Source organism: Paragemmobacter straminiformis (assembly GCF_014243445.1).
Classification (GTDB): Bacteria; Pseudomonadota; Alphaproteobacteria; order Rhodobacterales; family Rhodobacteraceae; genus Paragemmobacter; species Paragemmobacter straminiformis.
In genome coordinates this window covers 206,956-224,972 of the sequence record NZ_JACLQD010000005.1, presented here as the reverse complement: position 1 = coordinate 224,972, position 18,017 = coordinate 206,956, and the positions used below count along the sequence as shown (strand labels likewise).

Here is an 18,017-nt window from a genome sequence, read left to right as displayed (position 1 = left end):
GCCCGCCCCCTCTCGCTCTTCTTCCTCGTCGAGACACCCGCCCGCGGCCAAACCGCTTGCGCCTCTCCCTGCGCTTGGGCGAGTGTCTCCACCAGCAAGAAGAAACGACCAAGGGGGCAAAGCATGACCCATATCCTCGCCATCGACCAGGGCACGACCTCCTCGCGGGCCATCATCTTCGACGCGGGCCTGCGCGTGGTCGCCTCCGCGCAGGAAGAGTTCCCCCAGCACTATCCCGCCTCGGGCTGGGTCGAACACGACCCGTCCGACCTGTGGTCCACCGTGGCAGGCACCGCCCGCGCCGCCATCGAAAAGGCCGGGATCAAGGCCACCAGCATCGCGGCCATCGGCATCACCAACCAGCGCGAAACCACCCTGATCTGGGACCGCGCCACGGGCGAGCCGATCCACCGCGCCATCGTCTGGCAAGACCGCCGCACCGCCGACACCTGCACCGCGCTGAAAGACGCGGGCCACGAGCCGATGATCACCGCCCGCACGGGCCTGCTGCTCGACCCCTACTTCTCCGGCACCAAGATCAAATGGCTGCTCGACCATGTCCCCGGCGCCCGCGACCGCGCCAAGCGGGGCGAACTCGCCTTCGGCACCGTCGACACCTTCCTCATCTGGAAGCTGACCGGCGGCCGCGTCCACGCCACCGACGCCACCAACGCCGCGCGGACGCTTGTCTACAACATCGCGCGCGGCGAATGGGACGCCGAGATTTGCGCCCTCCTCGACATTCCCATGTCCCTCCTGCCCGAGGTGAGGGACTGCGCCGCCGATTACGGCACCACCCGCCCCGACCTCTTCGGCCGCGAAATCCCGATCCTCGGCGTCGCGGGCGACCAGCAGGCCGCGACCGTGGGGCAGGCCTGCTTTGCGCCGGGCATGATGAAATCCACCTACGGCACGGGCTGCTTCGCGCTGCTGAACACCGGCGCCGATATGGTCCCGTCGAAGAACCGCCTTCTCACCACCATCGCCTACCGCCTGAACGGCCAGACCACCTATGCGTTGGAAGGCTCGATCTTCATCGCGGGCGCGGTCGTGCAATGGCTGCGCGACGGGCTTAAGATCATCCGCGAGGCCAGGGAAACCCAGCCCCTGGCCGATGCCGCCGACCCCGCGCAGGACGTGGTCCTCGTCCCCGCCTTCACCGGCCTCGGCGCGCCCTATTGGCGGCCCGACTGCCGCGGCGCGGTCTACGGCCTCACGCGCAACTCGGGCCCCGCCGAACTGGCCAAGGCCGCGCTGGAAAGCGTGGGCTACCAGACCCGCGACCTTCTGGAAGCGATGCGCTCCGACTGGGGTGCCGCAGCCGATGGCGTCCTCCGCGTCGATGGCGGCATGACGGCCTCGGACTGGGCGATGCAATTCCTGTCCGACATCCTCGGCGCGCCCGTCGACCGCCCCGTGGTGACGGAAACCACCGCGCTGGGGGCCGCCTACCTTGCCGGCCTGCAAGCCGGCCTCTGCCCGCCCCCCGCCGAATTCCAAAGCTCATGGGCGCTGCAACGCCGCTTCACCCCGCACATGGACGAGGCGACGCGCCGCGCGAAATACGCCCGCTGGGGCCGCGCCGTCGCCGCCACCATGTCGGTATGACGCGCCACCCCCTTCCCCGTGACGACACAGGGCAGGCTGCAATTCCCCCGAACCCCGCCCTTCACCCGCCGCGCAGGGGGGCCGTCTGCCCCCCACGGCGCGTGCCGCGCCTCCCCCCGAGGATATTTGAACGAGCATGAAAGCAGCAGGACACCGACCTTTGCCCTTTCACACCCGCGCAAATATCCTCGGGGGTCGGGGGGCAGACAGCCCCCCGCTCGACGCCTGCCCCGACAGGCACCCTGACCGGACCGCACCCTCCCGCTAAGACAGAAGCCGCCGTCCACGGCAGGTACCAACCCGAAAGGCCCGCCATGCCCCCCTTCGCCATCGCCCTTCCCCGCCGCATCCTCTTCGGGCGGGGCGAGGCGCAGAAAGCCCCCGCCCTGATCGCCGCCTTCGGGCCGCGCGGCGTGCTGGTACATGGCGCAAACCCCGCCCGCGCCGAATGGCTGGCACAGGCGCTCCGCGCGCAGGGCTGCGACATCCTCGCCCTGCCCTGCGCCCATGAACCCACGCTCGACATCCTGAACGCGGCCACCGCGCAGGCCAAAGCCCACCGGCCCCACTGGGTCGTCGCCCTCGGCGGCGGCGCGGCACTCGATCTCGGCAAGGCGCTTGCCGCCCTGATCCCGGCGTCAGGCGGGGCGATGGACCATCTCGAAGTCGTGGGCCGCGCCCTCCCCCTCGCCACCCCGCCCCTGCCCTTTATCGCGCTGCCCACCACCGCAGGCACGGGGGCCGAGGCCACCAAGAACGCCGTAATCGGCCTGCCCGACCACGGGCGCAAGGTCAGCCTGCGCGACGACGCCATGTTCGCGGCGCTCGCCATCGTCGACCCCGCCCTGACCGACAATTGCCCCCGCGCCGTCACCCTCGCCTCCGGCCTCGACGCGGTCACGCAGGTGATCGAACCTTACCTGTCGTGCAAGGCGACACCCTATACCGACGCGATCACCCGCCCCGCCATCGCAACGGGCCTCGCCGCGCTGAAACGCCTGATGCAGGCCGAAGACCCCGCCGCCCGCGATGCGCTGGCATGGACAAGCCTGACCGGCGGCATCGCGCTGGCCAATGCGGGCCTCGGCGTGGTCCACGGCCTTGCGGGCGTGATCGGCGGCATCACCCCCGCCGCCCACGGCGCGATCTGCGGTGTCCTGCTCGGCCCCGCGCTTGGCCTGAACCGCGCCCGCTGCACGGGCCAGACCTCGGGCCGCATCGAAGAGATCTGCACCCTCGTCGCCGCCACCTTCGGCGGCAGCGCCGCTTCCGCCCCCGAAACGCTGGCCGCATGGGCAAAGGACTGCGGCCTCCCCCCGCTCACCGCGCAGGGCCTGCCCGCCGCCCGCCATGCCGAGGTGGCCGAAGCCGCCCGCACCTCCTCGTCGATGAAGGGCAACCCCGTCCCCCTCGACCTGCCCGACCTCGTATCCATCCTGCAGGCCGCAGGCTGACCCACCCCTTCAGCCTTGCCCAAATACTCATGCGCGCGCAGCCACGGGGCGCGCAGGTGTCAGGACGGCGGCCCCGATTTTTCGCAGAAAAATCGCCCGCCTCTCAGTAAAGCGGGTTTTGCGACCAGCGCCACGCATCGCGGATCATCTCGCCCAGGCCGCGCTCGGGCTGCCAACCCAGCTCGGTCACTGCCCGCGCCGACCCGCAGACCAGCTTGGCCGCATCCCCGGCCCGCCGCGCACCCTCGACCACGGGCACCGCGCGGTTCGTCACCACGCGGGCATGGTCCAGCACCTCGCGCACCGAATAGCCCTGCCCCGTGCCCAGACAAAAGACGCGGCTGCCATGCCCCGCCTGCAACCAGCGCAAGCCCCGCACATGGGCATCGGCCAGATCGGTCACATGCACATAGTCGCGCACGCAGGTGCCATCCGCCGTCGGATAATCCGATCCGAACACCGTCAGCGCCCCGCGCTTGCCCCCGATCGCGTCCAGCATCACCGGAATGAGATGCGTCTCGGGGTCATGGTGTTCGCCCAGCTCCCCTGCCGGATCCGCCCCCGCCACGTTGAAATAGCGAAAGATCACCGTCCGCAACCCGTGGCTCTCGCGGAAATTCCCCAGCATCTGCTCGATCGCCAGCTTCGACGCGCCATAGGCGTTGATCGGGCGCTGGGCCGTGTCCTCGTCCAGCACCACCCCGTCCTGATCGCCATAGGTGGCACAGGTCGAGGAAAAGACGAAATCCCCGATCCCCGCGGCAATCGTCGCCTCGATCAGGTTCAGCGCCCCGCCCACATTGACCCGCCAGTAAAGCCCCGGATCCTTCATCGACTCGCCCACCAGCGACAGCGCCGCGAAATGCATCACCGCCACCGGTTTCCACTGCGCCAAGGCCGCATCTATGCTGGCGCGGTCCATCAGATCGCCGCGCGCAAGCGGCCCGTAGCGCACCGCCGCCTCCCATCCCGTCGACAGGTTGTCAAAGGCGACCGGCACATATCCCGCCGCCGCAAGCGCCTTGCAGGCATGGGCGCCGATATATCCCGCGCCCCCCGTCACCAACACATGTTCCGGCACCGGCCACTCCTGTTCCAATCGCGCAAAGCCTAGCGCCCCGCCCCCGCAAAGGCGAGAGGCCGCAACACCACCGTACGCTGCCTAAACCCCGCGCTGACCAAAGCCCCCTACCCTGCCCCGAACCCACACAGCAGCGAGAGGCGGCGATGCCCGACGATACCCCGATCCTTGGCCTACCCCTGATCCTGCCCGCGCAGGCCCAGAAACACGTCACCCATAACGAGGCGTTGCGCCTGCTCGACATCCTCGTGCAACTCGCCGTCCTCGACCGCGACCTTGCCGCCCCGCCCGCCACACCTGCCGAAGGCGACCGCTACATCGTCGCGGCAAGCCCCACGGGCGCATGGTCCGGTCAGGCGGGTCGCATCGCGGCCTTCTGGGGCGGCATCTGGGTTTTCCTCCAACCGCGCGACGGCTGGACCGCCCGCGTCACCGACGAGAACATCACCCTCGTCCGCAGGGGCGGTATCTGGGATGTCGCCGACACCGCCAGCGAAACCACGCCCCGCCTTGGCATCGGAACCACGCCCGATGCCACCAACCGTCTGGCCGTGGTCTCTCCGGCCAGCCTCTTCACCCATGCGGGGACCGACCACCGCATGGTGCTGAACAAGGCCACGGCTGCCGACACCGCCTCGATCCTGTGGCAAAGCGGCTATTCGGGGCGTGCCGAAATCGGGCTTGCCGGATCGAACGAGCTTTCGGTCAAGGTCAGCCCCGACGGATCCACCTTTACCACCGCGCTGACGGTCGACGCGACGGGCCGCCCCTCTTTGCCGCAGGGAATGACCGTTGCGGGCGAGGCCACGCTCGCAGGCCCGGTCATCCTCGCAGGTCCGGTCACCCTTGGCGGCCCCGTCACCGGCACGGCCCTTCAGGCGACCCCACAGGACGGAACGGCAGGCCGCCTGCTGACGACGGGCGCCTTCGGCCTCGGCGCTGCGGCCGCGCCGCTCTTGCCCAGCCTCGACGCGACCGGCACGCTTGCGGGCGACTGGCGCACCGCCGACACCCTGACCACCGGCACATGGCCCCCCGCCGCCTCGAACGCGGCGCTGCGCAACGGCCTGCTGACCGTGCAGCGCCCCGACGCCGGCACCATCCTGCAACGCTGGCTGCAATCGGACACCGCCACCGAATGGACCCGCCGCAATACCGGCGCGGGGTGGAGCGCATGGTCCCGCGCAATCCCGCTCACCGGAACCGTCGCCATGACCTCGGGCCTTCCGACCGGCTCGGTGATCCAGCGCGGCACCGGCACCCAAGGCGAATTCGTCCGCTTCGCCGACGGCACCCAGATCTGCACCCATATCCTCGCCCTCGGCGCGCTGAACACGGCCGTCGGCAGCCTGTTTCAGGGCTCTGCCGCGATCACATGGACCTTCCCCGCGCCCTTCGCGGTCGTGCCGGTCGTCTCGGGCCTTACGGCCAGCACCAGCGCATGGCTCACGGCATCGACCCCCACGGCGACCGCAGCCTCGTTGCGCGGTTGTGCGGCGATCAGCCTGCCGTCCTCGGTGAACGCCCATGTCATGGCGGTCGGCCGATGGGCGTGACGGCTCCCTTGCCCGTCCGCCGCTCCGGCGTCCCCTTTCCGGCGTCCCCTTTCCGGTGTCCTGTTCCTGTGCCCGCATGGCACGGGTGCATGACAGGGGCGCGCGAATTGTCGGCAATCCTCGGCAATCCGCCCAAATCCTGCGCCCGGCACCGCGATTGCGCCTCGGGGCGGCATTTGCGCCTCGCCCCGTTTGACAGCGGGGCGACCTTGCCCTTACACCAAGGCCAATCTCTGGCGCTTGGTGAATCCCCATGAAAATCGCAATGATCGGAACAGGCTATGTCGGCCTCGTTTCGGGTGTCTGCTTCTCGGACTTCGGTCATGACGTCATCTGCGTCGACAAGGACCCCGGCAAGATCGACCGCCTCCGCGCGGGCGAGGTGCCGATCTTCGAACCCGGCCTTCAGGACCTCATGGCCAAGAACGTGGCCGCAGGCCGCCTGTCCTTCACCCTCGATCTGGCCGAAGCCGTCGCGGGCGCCGATGCCGTATTCATCGCCGTGGGCACGCCCACACGGCGCGGTGACGGCCATGCCGACCTGACCTATGTCATGGCCGCCGCCGCCGAGATCGGCGCAGCACTCACCGGCTACGCCGTGGTCGTCACCAAATCCACCGTCCCCGTCGGCACCAACCGCAAGGTGGCCGAGGCCGTCGCCGCCGCCAACCCCGCCGCCACCTTCGATGTGGCCTCGAACCCCGAATTCCTGCGCGAAGGGGCGGCCATCGACGATTTCATGCGCCCCGACCGCGTGGTCGTCGGCGTCGAAAGCGACCGCGCGAAAAAGGTCATGTCCGACATCTACCGCCCGCTCTTCCTGCGCGAATTTCCCATCGTCTTCACCGGCCTCGAGTCGGCCGAGATGATCAAATACGCCGCCAATGCCTTCCTCGCGACGAAGATCACCTTCATCAACGAGATCGCCGCCCTGTGCGAACGCGTCGGGGCCGACATCAAGGCCGTGTCCAAGGGCATCGGCCTCGATGGCCGCATCGGCAACAAGTTCCTGCACGCAGGCCCCGGCTATGGCGGATCGTGCTTTCCCAAGGACACCAAGGCACTCGCCCGCATCGGGCAGGACCACGCCGTTCCCATGCAGATCACCGAAACCGTGATCCGCGTCAACGAAGAGGTCAAAGCCCGCATGGTCGAAAAGATCGTCGACCTCTGCGGCGGCACGGTCAACGGCAAGACCGTCGCCATCCTCGGCGTCACCTTCAAACCCAACACCGACGACATGCGCGACGCCCCCTCGCTTACCATCGTGCCCGCTCTTGTCGGCAACGGCGCGCGCGTCCGCGTCACCGACCCCGAAGGCCAGCGCGAGGGCGAGGCCCTTCTCCCCGGCGTGACATGGTGCGAAAACGCCTATCAGGCGTCCCAAGGGGCCGACATCGTGGTCATCCTGACCGAGTGGAACGAATTCCGCGCCCTCGACCTTGCGAAACTCGCCGGCAAGATGGCGACCCCGCGCATGGCCGACCTGCGCAACATCTACAACCGCGACGACGTCGCCGCCGCGGGCTTCACCGCCTATGCCGGAGTCGGCCGCTAGGGGCCTAGACGAACAGGAAATCCGATGCGGTCAGGTCGGCGGCATCGACACCTTCCAGCCAGATCAGATGGCCGCCGCGGCTGATCTGCGCATAGTCGACCCCGTCGATCGTCACATCGCGGATCACCAGCCCGCGAAACCGCGCCGCATCCGTGCCGCCGCCAAGACCCGTCAACCGCAAACGGTCGATCCCGTCCTCGAAATCGGTGATCACATCCACCTCGCCGCGCAGATAGCTGGTGAACTGGAACAGATCCGCCCCCGTGCCCCCCGTCATCCGGTCCTTGCCGCGCCCGCCGTCCAGCCGGTCGCTGCCCGCGCCACCGTCAAGCACATCGTCCCCGAACAGGCCGTAAAGCAGATCGTCGCCCTCGCCTCCCGCCAGCGTGTCGCGCCCCGTGCTTGCGCTCAGCCGGTCATTGCCCGACCCGCCCGTCAGCACATCGTCGCCCGCACCGGCGTTCAGCACATCGTCCCCCGCGCCCCCGTCCAGCCGGTCGTTGCCTCCAAAGCCGCCCAGAATGTCGTTGCCCGCGTCGCCCCACAGGCTGTCGTCGCCCATGCCCCCCGACAAAAGGTCGTTGCCCGACCCGCCTTCCAGCCCGTCATTGCCGTTGCCCGCGTCCAGAATGTCCCGTCCGTCATCGCCGGACAGCCTGTCGTCCCCCTCGCCGCCCGAAACCGTGTCGTCGCCCTCTCCGCCCGAGACAGAGTCATTTCCCGCCGTCGCGGCAATGCTCTCGTTCCCCGCACCGCCCAGAACCGTGTCGTTCCCCGCCCCGTCCGAGAAACGGTCCACCCCTTCGCCCCCGTCAAGCCAGTCGTCCCCCTCGCCGCCGATCAGCCAGTCCGCGCCGGTTCCACCCGACAGCCTGTCGTTGCCGATCCCGCCGTCCAGCGTGTCGTTGCCCTCCTCGCCGTATAGCCCGTCGTTGCCCACCGTTGCCGTGACGCTTTCGTTTCCGACCCCGCCATAGATCGTATCGTCGCCCGCCCCGTCCGAGAACAGGTCCACCCCCTCGCCGCCCTCGAACCAGTCGTCGCCCGCGCCGCCGACAAGCCGGTCGGCCCCCGGCCCCCCGAACAGACGGTCATTGCCGATCCCGCCGTCCAGCGTGTCATTGCCCTCGTCCCCGTATAGCCAGTCATTCCCCGCCGTGGCGGTGACGGTCTCGTTCCCCGCGCCGCCAAAGACCGTGTCGTTTCCCGCCCCGTCAAGCAGGACATCCACCCCGTCGCCCCCGTCCAGCCGATCATCCCCCTCGCCCCCGACGATCCGGTCTGCGCCAGCCCCGCCTGCAAGACGGTCGTTTCCCGCGCCGCCCTCCAGCGTGTCGGCCCCCTCGCCACCCAGCGCGGCGTCATCCCCCGCGCCGCCATAGGCCGCATCCGCCGCACCTCCGCCCGTCAGGCTGTCGGCCCCCTCGCCCCCCCAAAGCGCGCCACCACCCGCACCGGCAGCCAGCGTATCCTCTCCCGCTCCGCCGTCGAAGCGCGCATATCCCGCCCCGCCCGTCATCGCATCGCCCAGACCGGTGCCGATGAACCCCTCGACCCCCTCGACCACATCATCCGCCACCTCTGGCGACCCCTCGGCCCAGGCCCGCAGGTCGATCCGCAGCGCCGTATCCAGCCCCGCATAGCTGGCCCAATCCAGCCCGGCCCCGCCGTAAAGCGTATCGGCCCCCCCGCCCCCGACCAGCAGGTCATCCCCCGCCAACCCCGTCAGCACCTCGGCAAGGGCCGTGCCCGACAGCGTGTCATTGGCGGCACTTCCCGAAAGGGTCAGCGGCTCGGGCGGGGGCAGGGTGACTTGCGTCACAGGCTCAAGCCGTGTCATCGCCCCGTAGTCCAGCCCGCGCAGCGCCGTCACGGCCAGCGCCCGACCGTCGATGCTGCGCAGCTCAAGCTCCTCCTCGCCAAAGCGCAGCACCGCCCCCGTCGCCGTCGCGGTGATGGTCAATTGTCCCGCATTGCGAAAGAACGACCACCGCGTCAGGTCGATCCGGTCCTGCGCAATGTCGAAATCCGTGATCACGTCGCGCGTGCCATCGGCGGCCAGCACAAAGACATCCGCCCCCGCGCCCCCGCCCAAGGTGTCGCTTCCCGCGCCATCGAGCAGAATGTCGCGCCCCGCCCCGCCCGCCAAAGCGGCGCCACCTGCGGGCGCGGTCAAAAGATCATCGCCCGCGGTTCCCGCCTCGCCCACCGCGCCAAGGTTCCGCAGATCGACCGACAGCTGCGTCAACCCCGCCTCGGCCCCCGACAGGACCAGCACCTGCAACACCCCGCCCACCAGCGACAACCGCAGGTCCGAGATATTCGCCAAGCCCGTCGTCAGGCTGTCGGCCAGACTCGCCAGATGCACCAGCCTGCCATCCGGCAGCAGCGTCAGCAGGCTGATGCCGTCATCCGCCCCCGCAGCGACCACAAAGACCCGCCCGCCGACAGCCACCGCATCCAGCGCGACGACTCCGGCGAAACGCGTGCCCAGATCGTCCACCACATGATCGACTGGCACCATCCTGCCGCCCGCCTCCAGCCGGAACACCGTCAGGCTCGACGATCCCGCCGCCCCTGCGACCAGCCAGCTTGTGCCGCCGCTCTCGACGACCTTCAGACAGCTCACCCCCTGCATCGGCACGCCCTGCGCCGCCCCCGCCGTGGCAACCGGAACCAGCCCCCCCTCGGCATCCAGCGCAAAGGCGCTCACCCCGTTCTCGGAAGCCGATCCGGCAAAGACCAGCGCCACACCACCCGCTTGGGCAAAGGCAAGGGCCGAGACAGCGGCAACAGAGGTTTCGGCCGTATCGGCAAAACCCGCCACGCGGGTCAGGCTCTGGTCCGCGCCGATGCGGAACACCTCGATCCCGGTTCCCGCGGGGCGCGTGGCGACCAGATAGTCCACACCGCCCGCCGAAACCGCCATCACCTCGACCGCCTGCGATGCCACCGGCGTCGGGGTCAGATACCCCGTCAACGCCACGCCCGCCGCCAGCTTGGCCGATGCGACCAGATCGGTCGCAAGGCTTCCCGAAACGCCGCCCACCGTCACGGCCACCCGCGCGGTGCCGTGGCTCGTGAACCCTGTCACACCCGCCAGCCCCGACACCGACAGACCAAGACGCACGGTCTCGGCGGCGACGGGGTTGAACACCCGCACCCCCGCCCCACCCTGTTCCGGCACAAGCGAGGCTTGTGCCAGCGGCACGCCGAAACGTGCGCCGGAGACGACCCCGACCCTCGTGAATTCCATATCGCACACACCCCTTGCCCGTAGGCCCGATCAGGGTGTCGTGACAGGGTTAAGCCCTTGTTTCGCAAGCATGGCGAAATCGCGGCCCTTGCCGCGCCTTGGCGCAGCGCGCCCCATTTGCGCCACGTGTCAGATGGTTTCGGCCTCGGCCGGGGTGACGCCCGCGCGTTTCAGCACCGCCTCGCGCCAGGTGATGTAGCTGATCGCGCCGATGATTACCGCCCCGCCCAGCAGCACCATCGGGTCCACCCCTTCGCCAAAGACCAGCGCCCCCAGCAGCGTGGCCCAGACAAGTTGCAGGAACGTCACCGGCTGCGTCACCGCAAGGGGGGCCGCCCCGAAGGCCCGCGTCATGCAGTAATGCCCGCCCGTGGCAAAGGCCGCGACCAGCGCCAGCCACAACAGCTGCACCCAGTCCACCGGAACCCAGACCCACCACGCAAAGGGCGCCAGCAGCACCGTCACCGAAAGCGACATCATCGCCACGATGGTCCCCGCCGAGACGATCTGGCTCAGCCGTTTCGCGATCAGGTAACTTCCCGCAAAGAAGGTCGCCGCCGCAAGCTGCGCCAAATGCCCCCCCGTCACCTCGCGCAATCCGGGCCGCAGCACGATCAGCGCCCCGATCAGGGCGACACAGACCGCCAGAACCCGCCGCAATGCCAGCTTCTCGCCAAAGATCATCGCCGCCCCGACTGTCAGCAGAACGGGGTTCAGGTAGCCGATGGCCGTCACCTCCGCGACAGGAATGCGCGCCATCGCATAGAACCAGCACACCACCGCCGCCGTATGGAACAGCCCGCGCACCCCGAACAGTTTCAGCGACCCCGCCGGAAACCCCGCGCGCACCATCGGCAGCAGGGTCGGCAACAGGAACAGCACCCCCCAGCCGAACCGCAGAAAGGCCGATTGCGCGGCCGGAATCCCGGTGCCCAGATGCCGCACGACCCCCGTGACGCCGACAAAGCAAAGCCCTGTCGCCAGCATCCACAGAACCGCCTCGACGGGGCGTCCCAGATCGGTCGGAGCAAAGGCTTTCATCCCGCCACCAAACCCTGTCCCCGCGCCAGGTTCAAGCGACCACCAGCCCCAGGGCGATGGCCCACATCGTCACCCCCACCACCACCTCGAGGACGACCCACGCCCGCGGCCTTGCGAACAGCGGCGCAAGCAGGCGCGCGCCATAGCCAAGTGCCGCAAAGAACGACAGCGACGCCCCCGCCGCCCCGATGCCAAAGGCCCATCCCGCAGGCGCATATTGCGCCGAGATCGACCCCACCAGCACAACGGTATCCAGATAGACATGCGGATTGGCCCAGGTCAGGAACAGACAGGTGCCCAGCACCGCGCCAAGGCTTGCCTTCTCGCCCGCCGCAGGCATCAGCGCCTCGCCGCCCCGCAAGGCCGCGCGGAACCGCAAGGCCCCGTAAACCGTCAGAAAGGCCACACCGGCCCAGCGCATCGCCTCGGCCAGCCACGGCACCGCCCCCGACACCGCGCCGAAGCCTCCGACACCGGCAAGGATCAGCAGCGCGTCCGATCCGGCACAGGCGGCCACGACAGCCCCCACATGCTCGCGCCGCAACCCCTGCCGCAACACAAAGGCGTTCTGCGCCCCGATCGCCAGAATAAGGCTCAACCCCACCAGATACCCGGCGAGGGCGGCCTGCACATCTTGATGGAACATTATCCCTGCCGCAGTGCCCTGAAGAAAAACATCGCCCCCAGCATCACCGCCAAAAGCCCGATCATGTCACCAAGCACACTGCCCGAAAACGCGACCATCAACTCGTCCGACGTCAGCTCGCCGCAACAGCCCAGCCAGAACCGCGCCTGATTGCTGATCACCGATTGCACCAGCCCGATCAGGAACAGCACCTTCCAGTTCAGCGCCTCCCCCGGCCCGCGCGCATCGATCCCCGCCAGACGGAACAGATCGAATGTCAGCGGTGCCGCAACCGTCTTGATCGTCACCAAAAGGAACATCATCGCGCCCAACCCGTCGGCCCCGCGCAACAGCCAGACAGACAGCACCGTCGCGGGCAGCACGATCGGCACCGCAAGCCAGCCGTAGAACCAGGCCAGCAGAACCAGCACCCCATGCGGCAGATAGACGATCGAGATGGCACCGAAAAAATCGATAAGCACTTTCGGATGAATCAGCCCGTCGATCAGGTCCTTCAGACCGTACGAGCCGAATACAAGCGCCGAGCCGACAAGAAAGTGAAGTGCCGGCACGGCATAGGCGCGCTTTTCCAAAATGGCCCCCAAAGAGCAAGAATTATCAGATCGGCCCTATCCCTGACCGGCACCACCGACGGCACCCGTCACGATATAGGCTCCGGCCTTCGTATCGGGTGCATGCTTCACAAGCCCGCGCTGCACAAGGCTTTTCAACGCGCGGTGGTAGGTCGCCTGCGGGATCGCCGCTGCCAGCGGATGCGCGCGGATCGCATCCGACCGCGCCGCCTTGGCCATTCCCGCCGCCACTTCGTTGATCGCGTAAAGCACATCCCGCTCGTTCGGGCTCAATTCGACCAGACCCAGCGTCGTTTCCATTTCGAGCAGCAGTGCCCGCAGTTGAGATACGCTCTTGATATTCAAAACAGGCACCATCGCATCGTTCGGCACGGACAATCCCCTGCCGGTATACCATATGATATGCCAATTCTGCATCAAGCGCAACGGAACCCGACATAGGCCTGTCACCATTACAATTATCATATTGACAATAGGTCAGTCTGCCGCATCATCAAGCATGCCGGAACGCGCGTGTCATCCCAACACGTCAGAACCAGCGGCACCGATGCACTTACGCCTCATCACCGGCATCGGCGTCGTTCCTGTTCGCGTTCCGGCCCCGCCCATGAGTCACCAGATGCCGCACCGCACCGCTTCCCACCTTTCTGTCGTTGCCTCTGCCGCCGGTGGTGCCGCGCCGCGCGTGCTGATCGTCGGGCGCGACGGGGCAGATGCGCCCGCAATCCACACATGGCTCGACCGCCTCGGCGCGTCGCCGGTGCATGTGGGCGAACGCCACCTGCCGCTTGAATGGCTTGACCAATATGCCACCGGCTTCGACATCGCCCTCGTCGATGCCGACCACCTCGGCGATCCCGGCGATGTCATCGATTTCGGCCAGCGCCTGCGCCGCTACGCGCCAGAGCTTCCGGTCCTGATGGCGTCCTCGCGCGTCGCGCAAGACGATCTCACCACCGAACGCATGGCCTTTTGCGATGCGACCCTGAAGAAGCCGCTCACCCATGCGCGACTGGCAAAGGGCGCAGCCCAGGCCTGCGACAACCATGCCCACTGGCTCGCCTCGCGCGACAGCCAGCGTCCGCCCCCGCGTCTCCTCGGTGCGATCCCCTGATCCTCCGAAGCCTGCGGCCCCCGAAAGGGGGCCGTTTTTTCCGGCAAGCATTCTCGAAACGACAAAAGGCCCCCGCCATCGGCGGGGGCCTTCCTATCCGTCCGGACAGGGCGGTCAGCCCAATTGCGCGGCAACATCCTCGGGGATGTCGAAGTTGTGCGTCACGGTCTGCACATCGTCATCCTCTTCCAGCATGTCGATCAGCCGCATCAGCTTTTGCGCCGTATCAAGGTCTACCTCGGTCAGCGTCTGCGGCCGCCAGACCAGCTTGGATTCGGTCGATTCGCCCAACGCCTTCTCAAGCGCGTCCGACACATCCGACAGCGCCTCGACCGAGCAATAGATCCAATGCCCGTCCTCGTCCGATTCCACATCGTCCGCGCCGGCATCCAGCGCCGCCATCATGACCGTATCGGCATCGCCCGCGCTTGCGGGATACGAGATTTCGCCCACGCGGTCGAAGGAATGGCTGACCGATCCGGTCTGCCCCATGTTGCCGCCGCATTTGGTGAAATACGACCGCACGTTCGAAGCGGTCCGGTTCAGGTTGTCGGTCATCGCCTCGACGATGATCGCGATTCCGTTGGCGCCATAGCCCTCATAGCGGATTTCGGTGTAATCCGCCGCATCGCCGCCCACCGATTTCTTGATCGCGCGGTCGATCACGTCCTTGGGCATCGAAACGGCCTTCGCCGCCTTGACGGCCAGACGCAGACGCGGGTTCTTGTCCGGATCGGGGTCGCCCATCTTGGCGGCGACGGTGATTTCCTTCGCCAGTTTCGAGAACATCTTCGAGCGCAGCTTGTCCTGCTTGCCCTTGCGATGCTGGATGTTCGCCCACTTAGAATGGCCTGCCATGACCCGTACTCCGGTATCCCTGCTTGGGTAATGCGCCCGTATATACAAAGCAGGGTGGAATGGGCAACCCCGCCCCACCCGACCGTCCGCCGCACCGACCTATCCAAACGAAGCATGGTCAGCGCCGCACGCCTGCCCTATCTACAAGCCAAGAGCCTGTCTTTTGAATCGAGCGTATATTGCCAGTGCCCCCGCCGATCCCCGAAACCTCCAGACCGGCCACGGGCCGCAGGCTGTGCCTCGCCTTCCTCGGCGGCTGGCAACGCGAGATCGGGACACAGGAAATCACCCTCGTCCTGCGGCATCCCTATGTCATGGGCTTCTATCTGGTGGTCGCGGGCCTCGATCTGCTGATCGGCTTCGCGCGCCTGCCCCACGGTTCGGTCGAGGCGACGACCAACCTGCGCATTCCCATCACCTTCCTCGGTGTCTCGGCAGGCCTTGCCGCCGCGATCCTGACCCTGCACCTCGCCGCGCGGTTCGGCCCGCGGAAGGGCGCGAAAAGGGGCGCGGTCAGGGTCCACCTGTCGCTGCCGCTGCTGATCTGCATCCTTGTCGCGCAAGGAACCGAGGCCCTGCTCCTGCGGCACCTTCTCGGCATACCCTACCCGTCCGCCGGCTTTGCGCTGGCCATCGTGCTTGCGTTCCAGCTGCTGGGAGAGGGGTATTTCCACTTCGGCCTGCGCCCCTTGGCCGACCGCATCCTGCGCGACATCCGCACCGAACCGCTTGACGCGGGCGACAGCCTCCCCGCGCCCGCCGCCCCCGCCGCCACCCTTGTCTCTGGCCCGGTCAGCGTTCCGGCGGATACGGTGCTGCGCCTCAGCGCGCAGGGCAATTACGTGCAACTCTTCACCGGGTCCGGCACCCGCCTCTTGCCCGGCCCATTGTCGAGCCTTGTCGAGCAATTGCCCCAGGGCATGGGCTGTCTGGTCCACCGCTCGGAATGGGTCGCAACACGCATGGTGGCCAGTGCCAGCCGCCAAGGGCGCAGCATCACCCTGTCCCTGCGCGACGGCGAAACCGTCCGCGTGGCCTCCTCGCGCACCGACGAGGTGCGCGACTGGCTGGCGCAGTTTCCCGCCCCGCCGCGCCGCCGCCGCGATCAGTCGACCGGCGGGGGCGATACGAAGCGCCAGTCGCGGCCCGCGCCCGTCACCACGACCTCGGCCATCGGCGGCACCGCACCCTCGGCCCCGAGCGCATCGGTCACGCCGACGAAAAGCTGACGCAGCAGGTTGGGCTTGGCCACCTCGGTCACGCGGTAGTCATAGCCCGCCCCGCAACCCTCCAGCCGCCCCGCCCCGCCCTCGGCCTTCCACGGCGCGCGGCAAACCGACCCGTCCGACAGGCTCAGCGTCAACGTCTCGCCCGACAGGCGCGCCGCTTGCGGCACCGCAGCCCCGCCCGCTGCCGCGCATCCCGCCAACAACCCCAGCAACAAAACCGAACGACGCATGGCGAACCCTTTCAAAGCGGCCAGATCAACGGGATCAGGGCCGAAGCCAGCAACCCCGTGATGATGTTGAGCGGTATCCCCACCCGCATGTAATCCGAGAACTTATACCCACCCGGCCCGTAGACCATCATATTCGTCTGATACCCCACCGGCGTCGCAAATGCGACCGAGGCCGAGAACATCACCGCCACCACCAGCGGGCGCGGGTCGATGCCGAGGTTATGCGCCAACTCGATGGCGATGGGCGTATAGATCACCGCCACCGCATTGTTCGACAGGAATTCCGTCAGGACAAGACCAAGGAAATAGACGCACAGGATCAGCCAGAACGGCGACAGCCCCGCCATGTAGGGCGCGGCCTGATCGACGATCATCCGCACCGCCCCCGACTGGTCCAGCGCCTCGCCCACAGCCAGCATGGCGAAGATCATCGCAAGCAGGCGCCCGTCGACGAAGCTGAACGCCTCTTCCGCATCGACGCAGCGCGTGACCAGAATCAGCGACACCGCCACAAGCGCCAGCGCGATGATCGGCGCCACGTCCAGCGCCGACAGCACCACCACCAGAAGCAGCGCCCCGATGGCGATGGGGGCCTTTGCCCGCCGGAACGGCTTGATCGACGGCCGGCTGATATCGACAAGGTCCATATCCGCCGCCAGCCGCTGGATATCCTCGATAGCCCCCTCCAGCAGCAAGGTGTCGCCCACCCGCACGACCAGATCGTCAAGCTGCCGCCCGATGTTCTGGTTGCGCCGGTGCGCCGCCAGCACATAGACCCCGTAGCGCCGCCGCAGGCGCAACTCGCCCAGACGCCGCCCCTCCATCCGGCACCCCGGCGAGATCAGAACCTCCACCGTCTCGGTCCGCGTCGAGGACAGCTTGTCCACCAGATGCAGGTCCTTGCGCTGCTGCAATCCCAGCAGTTCCGTCATCTCGGTCCGCAGCACCACGCGGTCACCGGCCTGCAACACAACGGGCGCCAGCTCGCGCCGAAGCGAGGCATCGCCCCGCAGCACATCGATCAGCCGCACCCCGTCGCGCTTGAACAGATCGACCGCCAGCACCGCCTGCCCGATCAGCGGGCTGTCCTCGGGAATGGCGACTTCGGTGAAATACTTCATCTTGCGGCGGTCGTTCAGCAGCGTGCCCATCGACTGGCGCACCGGCAACAGCTTGCGCGCCGTCAAGCCCAGAAAGGCCCCGCCCGCCAGCGTCAGCGCGATACCCAGCGGCGCGATCTCGAAAATCGAGAAATGCGCCAGCCCCGCCTTGGCCGCCACCCCGTCGACCAGCAGGTTGGTCGACGTGCCGATCAGCGTAATCATCCCGCCCAGAACGGTCATATAGCTCAGGGGTATCAGCAGCTTCGACGGCGCCGACCCCAGCCGCACGGCGATCTGCATCACCACCGGGATCATCACCGCGACAAGGGGCGTGTTGTTCATGAAGGCCGAAGCCACGGCGATAAAGGCGAACAGCACCACGATGGTCAGCTTGGGCCGGTTGCCGACATGCCGCTCGGCGGTGCGGATGACCATTTCCACGGCCCCCGTGCGCACCAGCCCGCCCATCACCAGAAACATCAGCGCGATGGTCCAGGGCGCGGCATTCGACAGCACCGCTATCCCGTCCTTGACCGGCAAAAGCCCCGTCAGCAGCATCACCGCCGCCCCGCCGATGGCCGTCACCTCGACCGGATAGGTCTCGCGCAGAAACAGCACGAACATGACGAACAGGATGCCCAGCGCCACAAAGGGCTGCCATTCCGCCGCTATCCCGAACCCCAGCATCCTGCCTCCACCTGCCCGGCAAGG

At 67.9% G+C, this 18,017-nt stretch carries 14 protein-coding genes; 6 read left to right on the top strand and 8 right to left on the bottom strand.

The genetic code is table 11. The features are described 5' to 3' along the window. Window positions 1–123 precede the first annotated feature (123 nt). Entirely contained in the window at window positions 124–1,608 is a 1,485-nt protein-coding gene (glpK, locus tag H7F16_RS16655; RefSeq protein ID WP_185798754.1) for a glycerol kinase GlpK, read from the top strand. Window positions 1,609–1,922: 314 nt separating this feature from the next. Next, entirely contained in the window at window positions 1,923–3,062 is a 1,140-nt protein-coding gene (locus tag H7F16_RS16650; RefSeq protein WP_185798753.1) for an iron-containing alcohol dehydrogenase, read from the top strand. A 103-nt stretch (window positions 3,063–3,165) separates the two neighbouring features. On the opposite strand, the gene galE is transcribed toward H7F16_RS16650, so the two are convergent. Beyond that, window positions 3,166–4,143 (bottom strand): UDP-glucose 4-epimerase GalE, encoded by a 978-nt coding sequence (gene galE / locus H7F16_RS16645; protein WP_185798926.1) that lies wholly within the window; start codon window positions 4,141–4,143, stop codon window positions 3,166–3,168. A gap of 146 nt (window positions 4,144–4,289) precedes the next feature. Between galE and H7F16_RS16640 the strand changes: the two genes are divergently transcribed. Both H7F16_RS16640 and H7F16_RS16635 read left to right on the top strand, forming a co-directional pair. Continuing rightward, complete coding sequence (locus H7F16_RS16640) at window positions 4,290–5,699, top strand: DUF2793 domain-containing protein (protein ID WP_185798752.1); 1,410 nt, start codon at window positions 4,290–4,292, stop codon at window positions 5,697–5,699. A gap of 253 nt (window positions 5,700–5,952) precedes the next feature. Further along, a complete protein-coding gene (locus H7F16_RS16635; protein ID WP_185798751.1) occupies window positions 5,953–7,257 on the top strand; it encodes a UDP-glucose dehydrogenase family protein in 1,305 nt (434 codons plus the stop codon). Between the two features lie 4 nt (window positions 7,258–7,261). Here the strand turns inward: H7F16_RS16635 and H7F16_RS19725 are convergent, their stop codons facing one another. The 5 genes from H7F16_RS19725 to H7F16_RS16610 all read right to left on the bottom strand — a co-directional run bounded on the left by H7F16_RS19725 (window position 7,262) and on the right by H7F16_RS16610 (window position 13,072). Then, complete coding sequence (locus tag H7F16_RS19725) at window positions 7,262–10,513, bottom strand: calcium-binding protein (RefSeq protein ID WP_185798750.1); 3,252 nt, start codon at window positions 10,511–10,513, stop codon at window positions 7,262–7,264. Window positions 10,514–10,642: 129 nt separating this feature from the next. Further along, window positions 10,643–11,554, bottom strand: a complete 912-nt coding sequence (locus H7F16_RS16625) for a DMT family transporter (protein ID WP_241741497.1) — start codon at window positions 11,552–11,554, stop codon at window positions 10,643–10,645. 31 nt (window positions 11,555–11,585) lie between these two features. Then, window positions 11,586–12,200 (bottom strand): LysE/ArgO family amino acid transporter, encoded by a 615-nt coding sequence (locus H7F16_RS16620; RefSeq protein WP_185798749.1) that lies wholly within the window; start codon window positions 12,198–12,200, stop codon window positions 11,586–11,588. Beyond that, entirely contained in the window at window positions 12,200–12,751 is a 552-nt protein-coding gene (locus H7F16_RS16615) for a hypothetical protein (RefSeq protein ID WP_185798748.1), read from the bottom strand. Before H7F16_RS16615 ends, H7F16_RS16620 begins: the two co-directional genes overlap by 1 nt. Window positions 12,752–12,808: 57 nt before the next feature. After that, complete coding sequence (locus tag H7F16_RS16610; RefSeq protein WP_241741496.1) at window positions 12,809–13,072, bottom strand: hypothetical protein; 264 nt, start codon at window positions 13,070–13,072, stop codon at window positions 12,809–12,811. 307 nt (window positions 13,073–13,379) lie between these two features. On the opposite strand from H7F16_RS16610, the gene H7F16_RS16605 reads away from it, so the two are divergent. Beyond that, on the top strand, window positions 13,380–13,886 hold the full coding sequence (locus tag H7F16_RS16605) for a response regulator (protein WP_185798747.1): 507 nt from the start codon (window positions 13,380–13,382) through the stop codon (window positions 13,884–13,886). A gap of 114 nt (window positions 13,887–14,000) precedes the next feature. Here H7F16_RS16605 and H7F16_RS16600 read toward each other — a convergent pair whose 3' ends face one another. Next, window positions 14,001–14,744: a YebC/PmpR family DNA-binding transcriptional regulator gene (locus H7F16_RS16600; protein ID WP_185798746.1), complete on the bottom strand. Its 744-nt coding sequence runs from the start codon at window positions 14,742–14,744 to the stop codon at window positions 14,001–14,003. Between the two features lie 185 nt (window positions 14,745–14,929). Between H7F16_RS16600 and H7F16_RS16595 the strand changes: the two genes are divergently transcribed. Next, the gene (locus H7F16_RS16595) at window positions 14,930–15,973 is read left to right on the top strand and encodes a LytTR family transcriptional regulator DNA-binding domain-containing protein (protein WP_185798745.1); all 1,044 of its coding nucleotides are present in this window, start codon (window positions 14,930–14,932) and stop codon (window positions 15,971–15,973) included. 241 nt (window positions 15,974–16,214) lie between these two features. Here H7F16_RS16595 and H7F16_RS16590 read toward each other — a convergent pair whose 3' ends face one another. Next, on the bottom strand, window positions 16,215–17,993 hold the full coding sequence (locus H7F16_RS16590) for an SLC13 family permease (protein WP_185798744.1): 1,779 nt from the start codon (window positions 17,991–17,993) through the stop codon (window positions 16,215–16,217). Window positions 17,994–18,017: the final 24 nt, after the last annotated feature.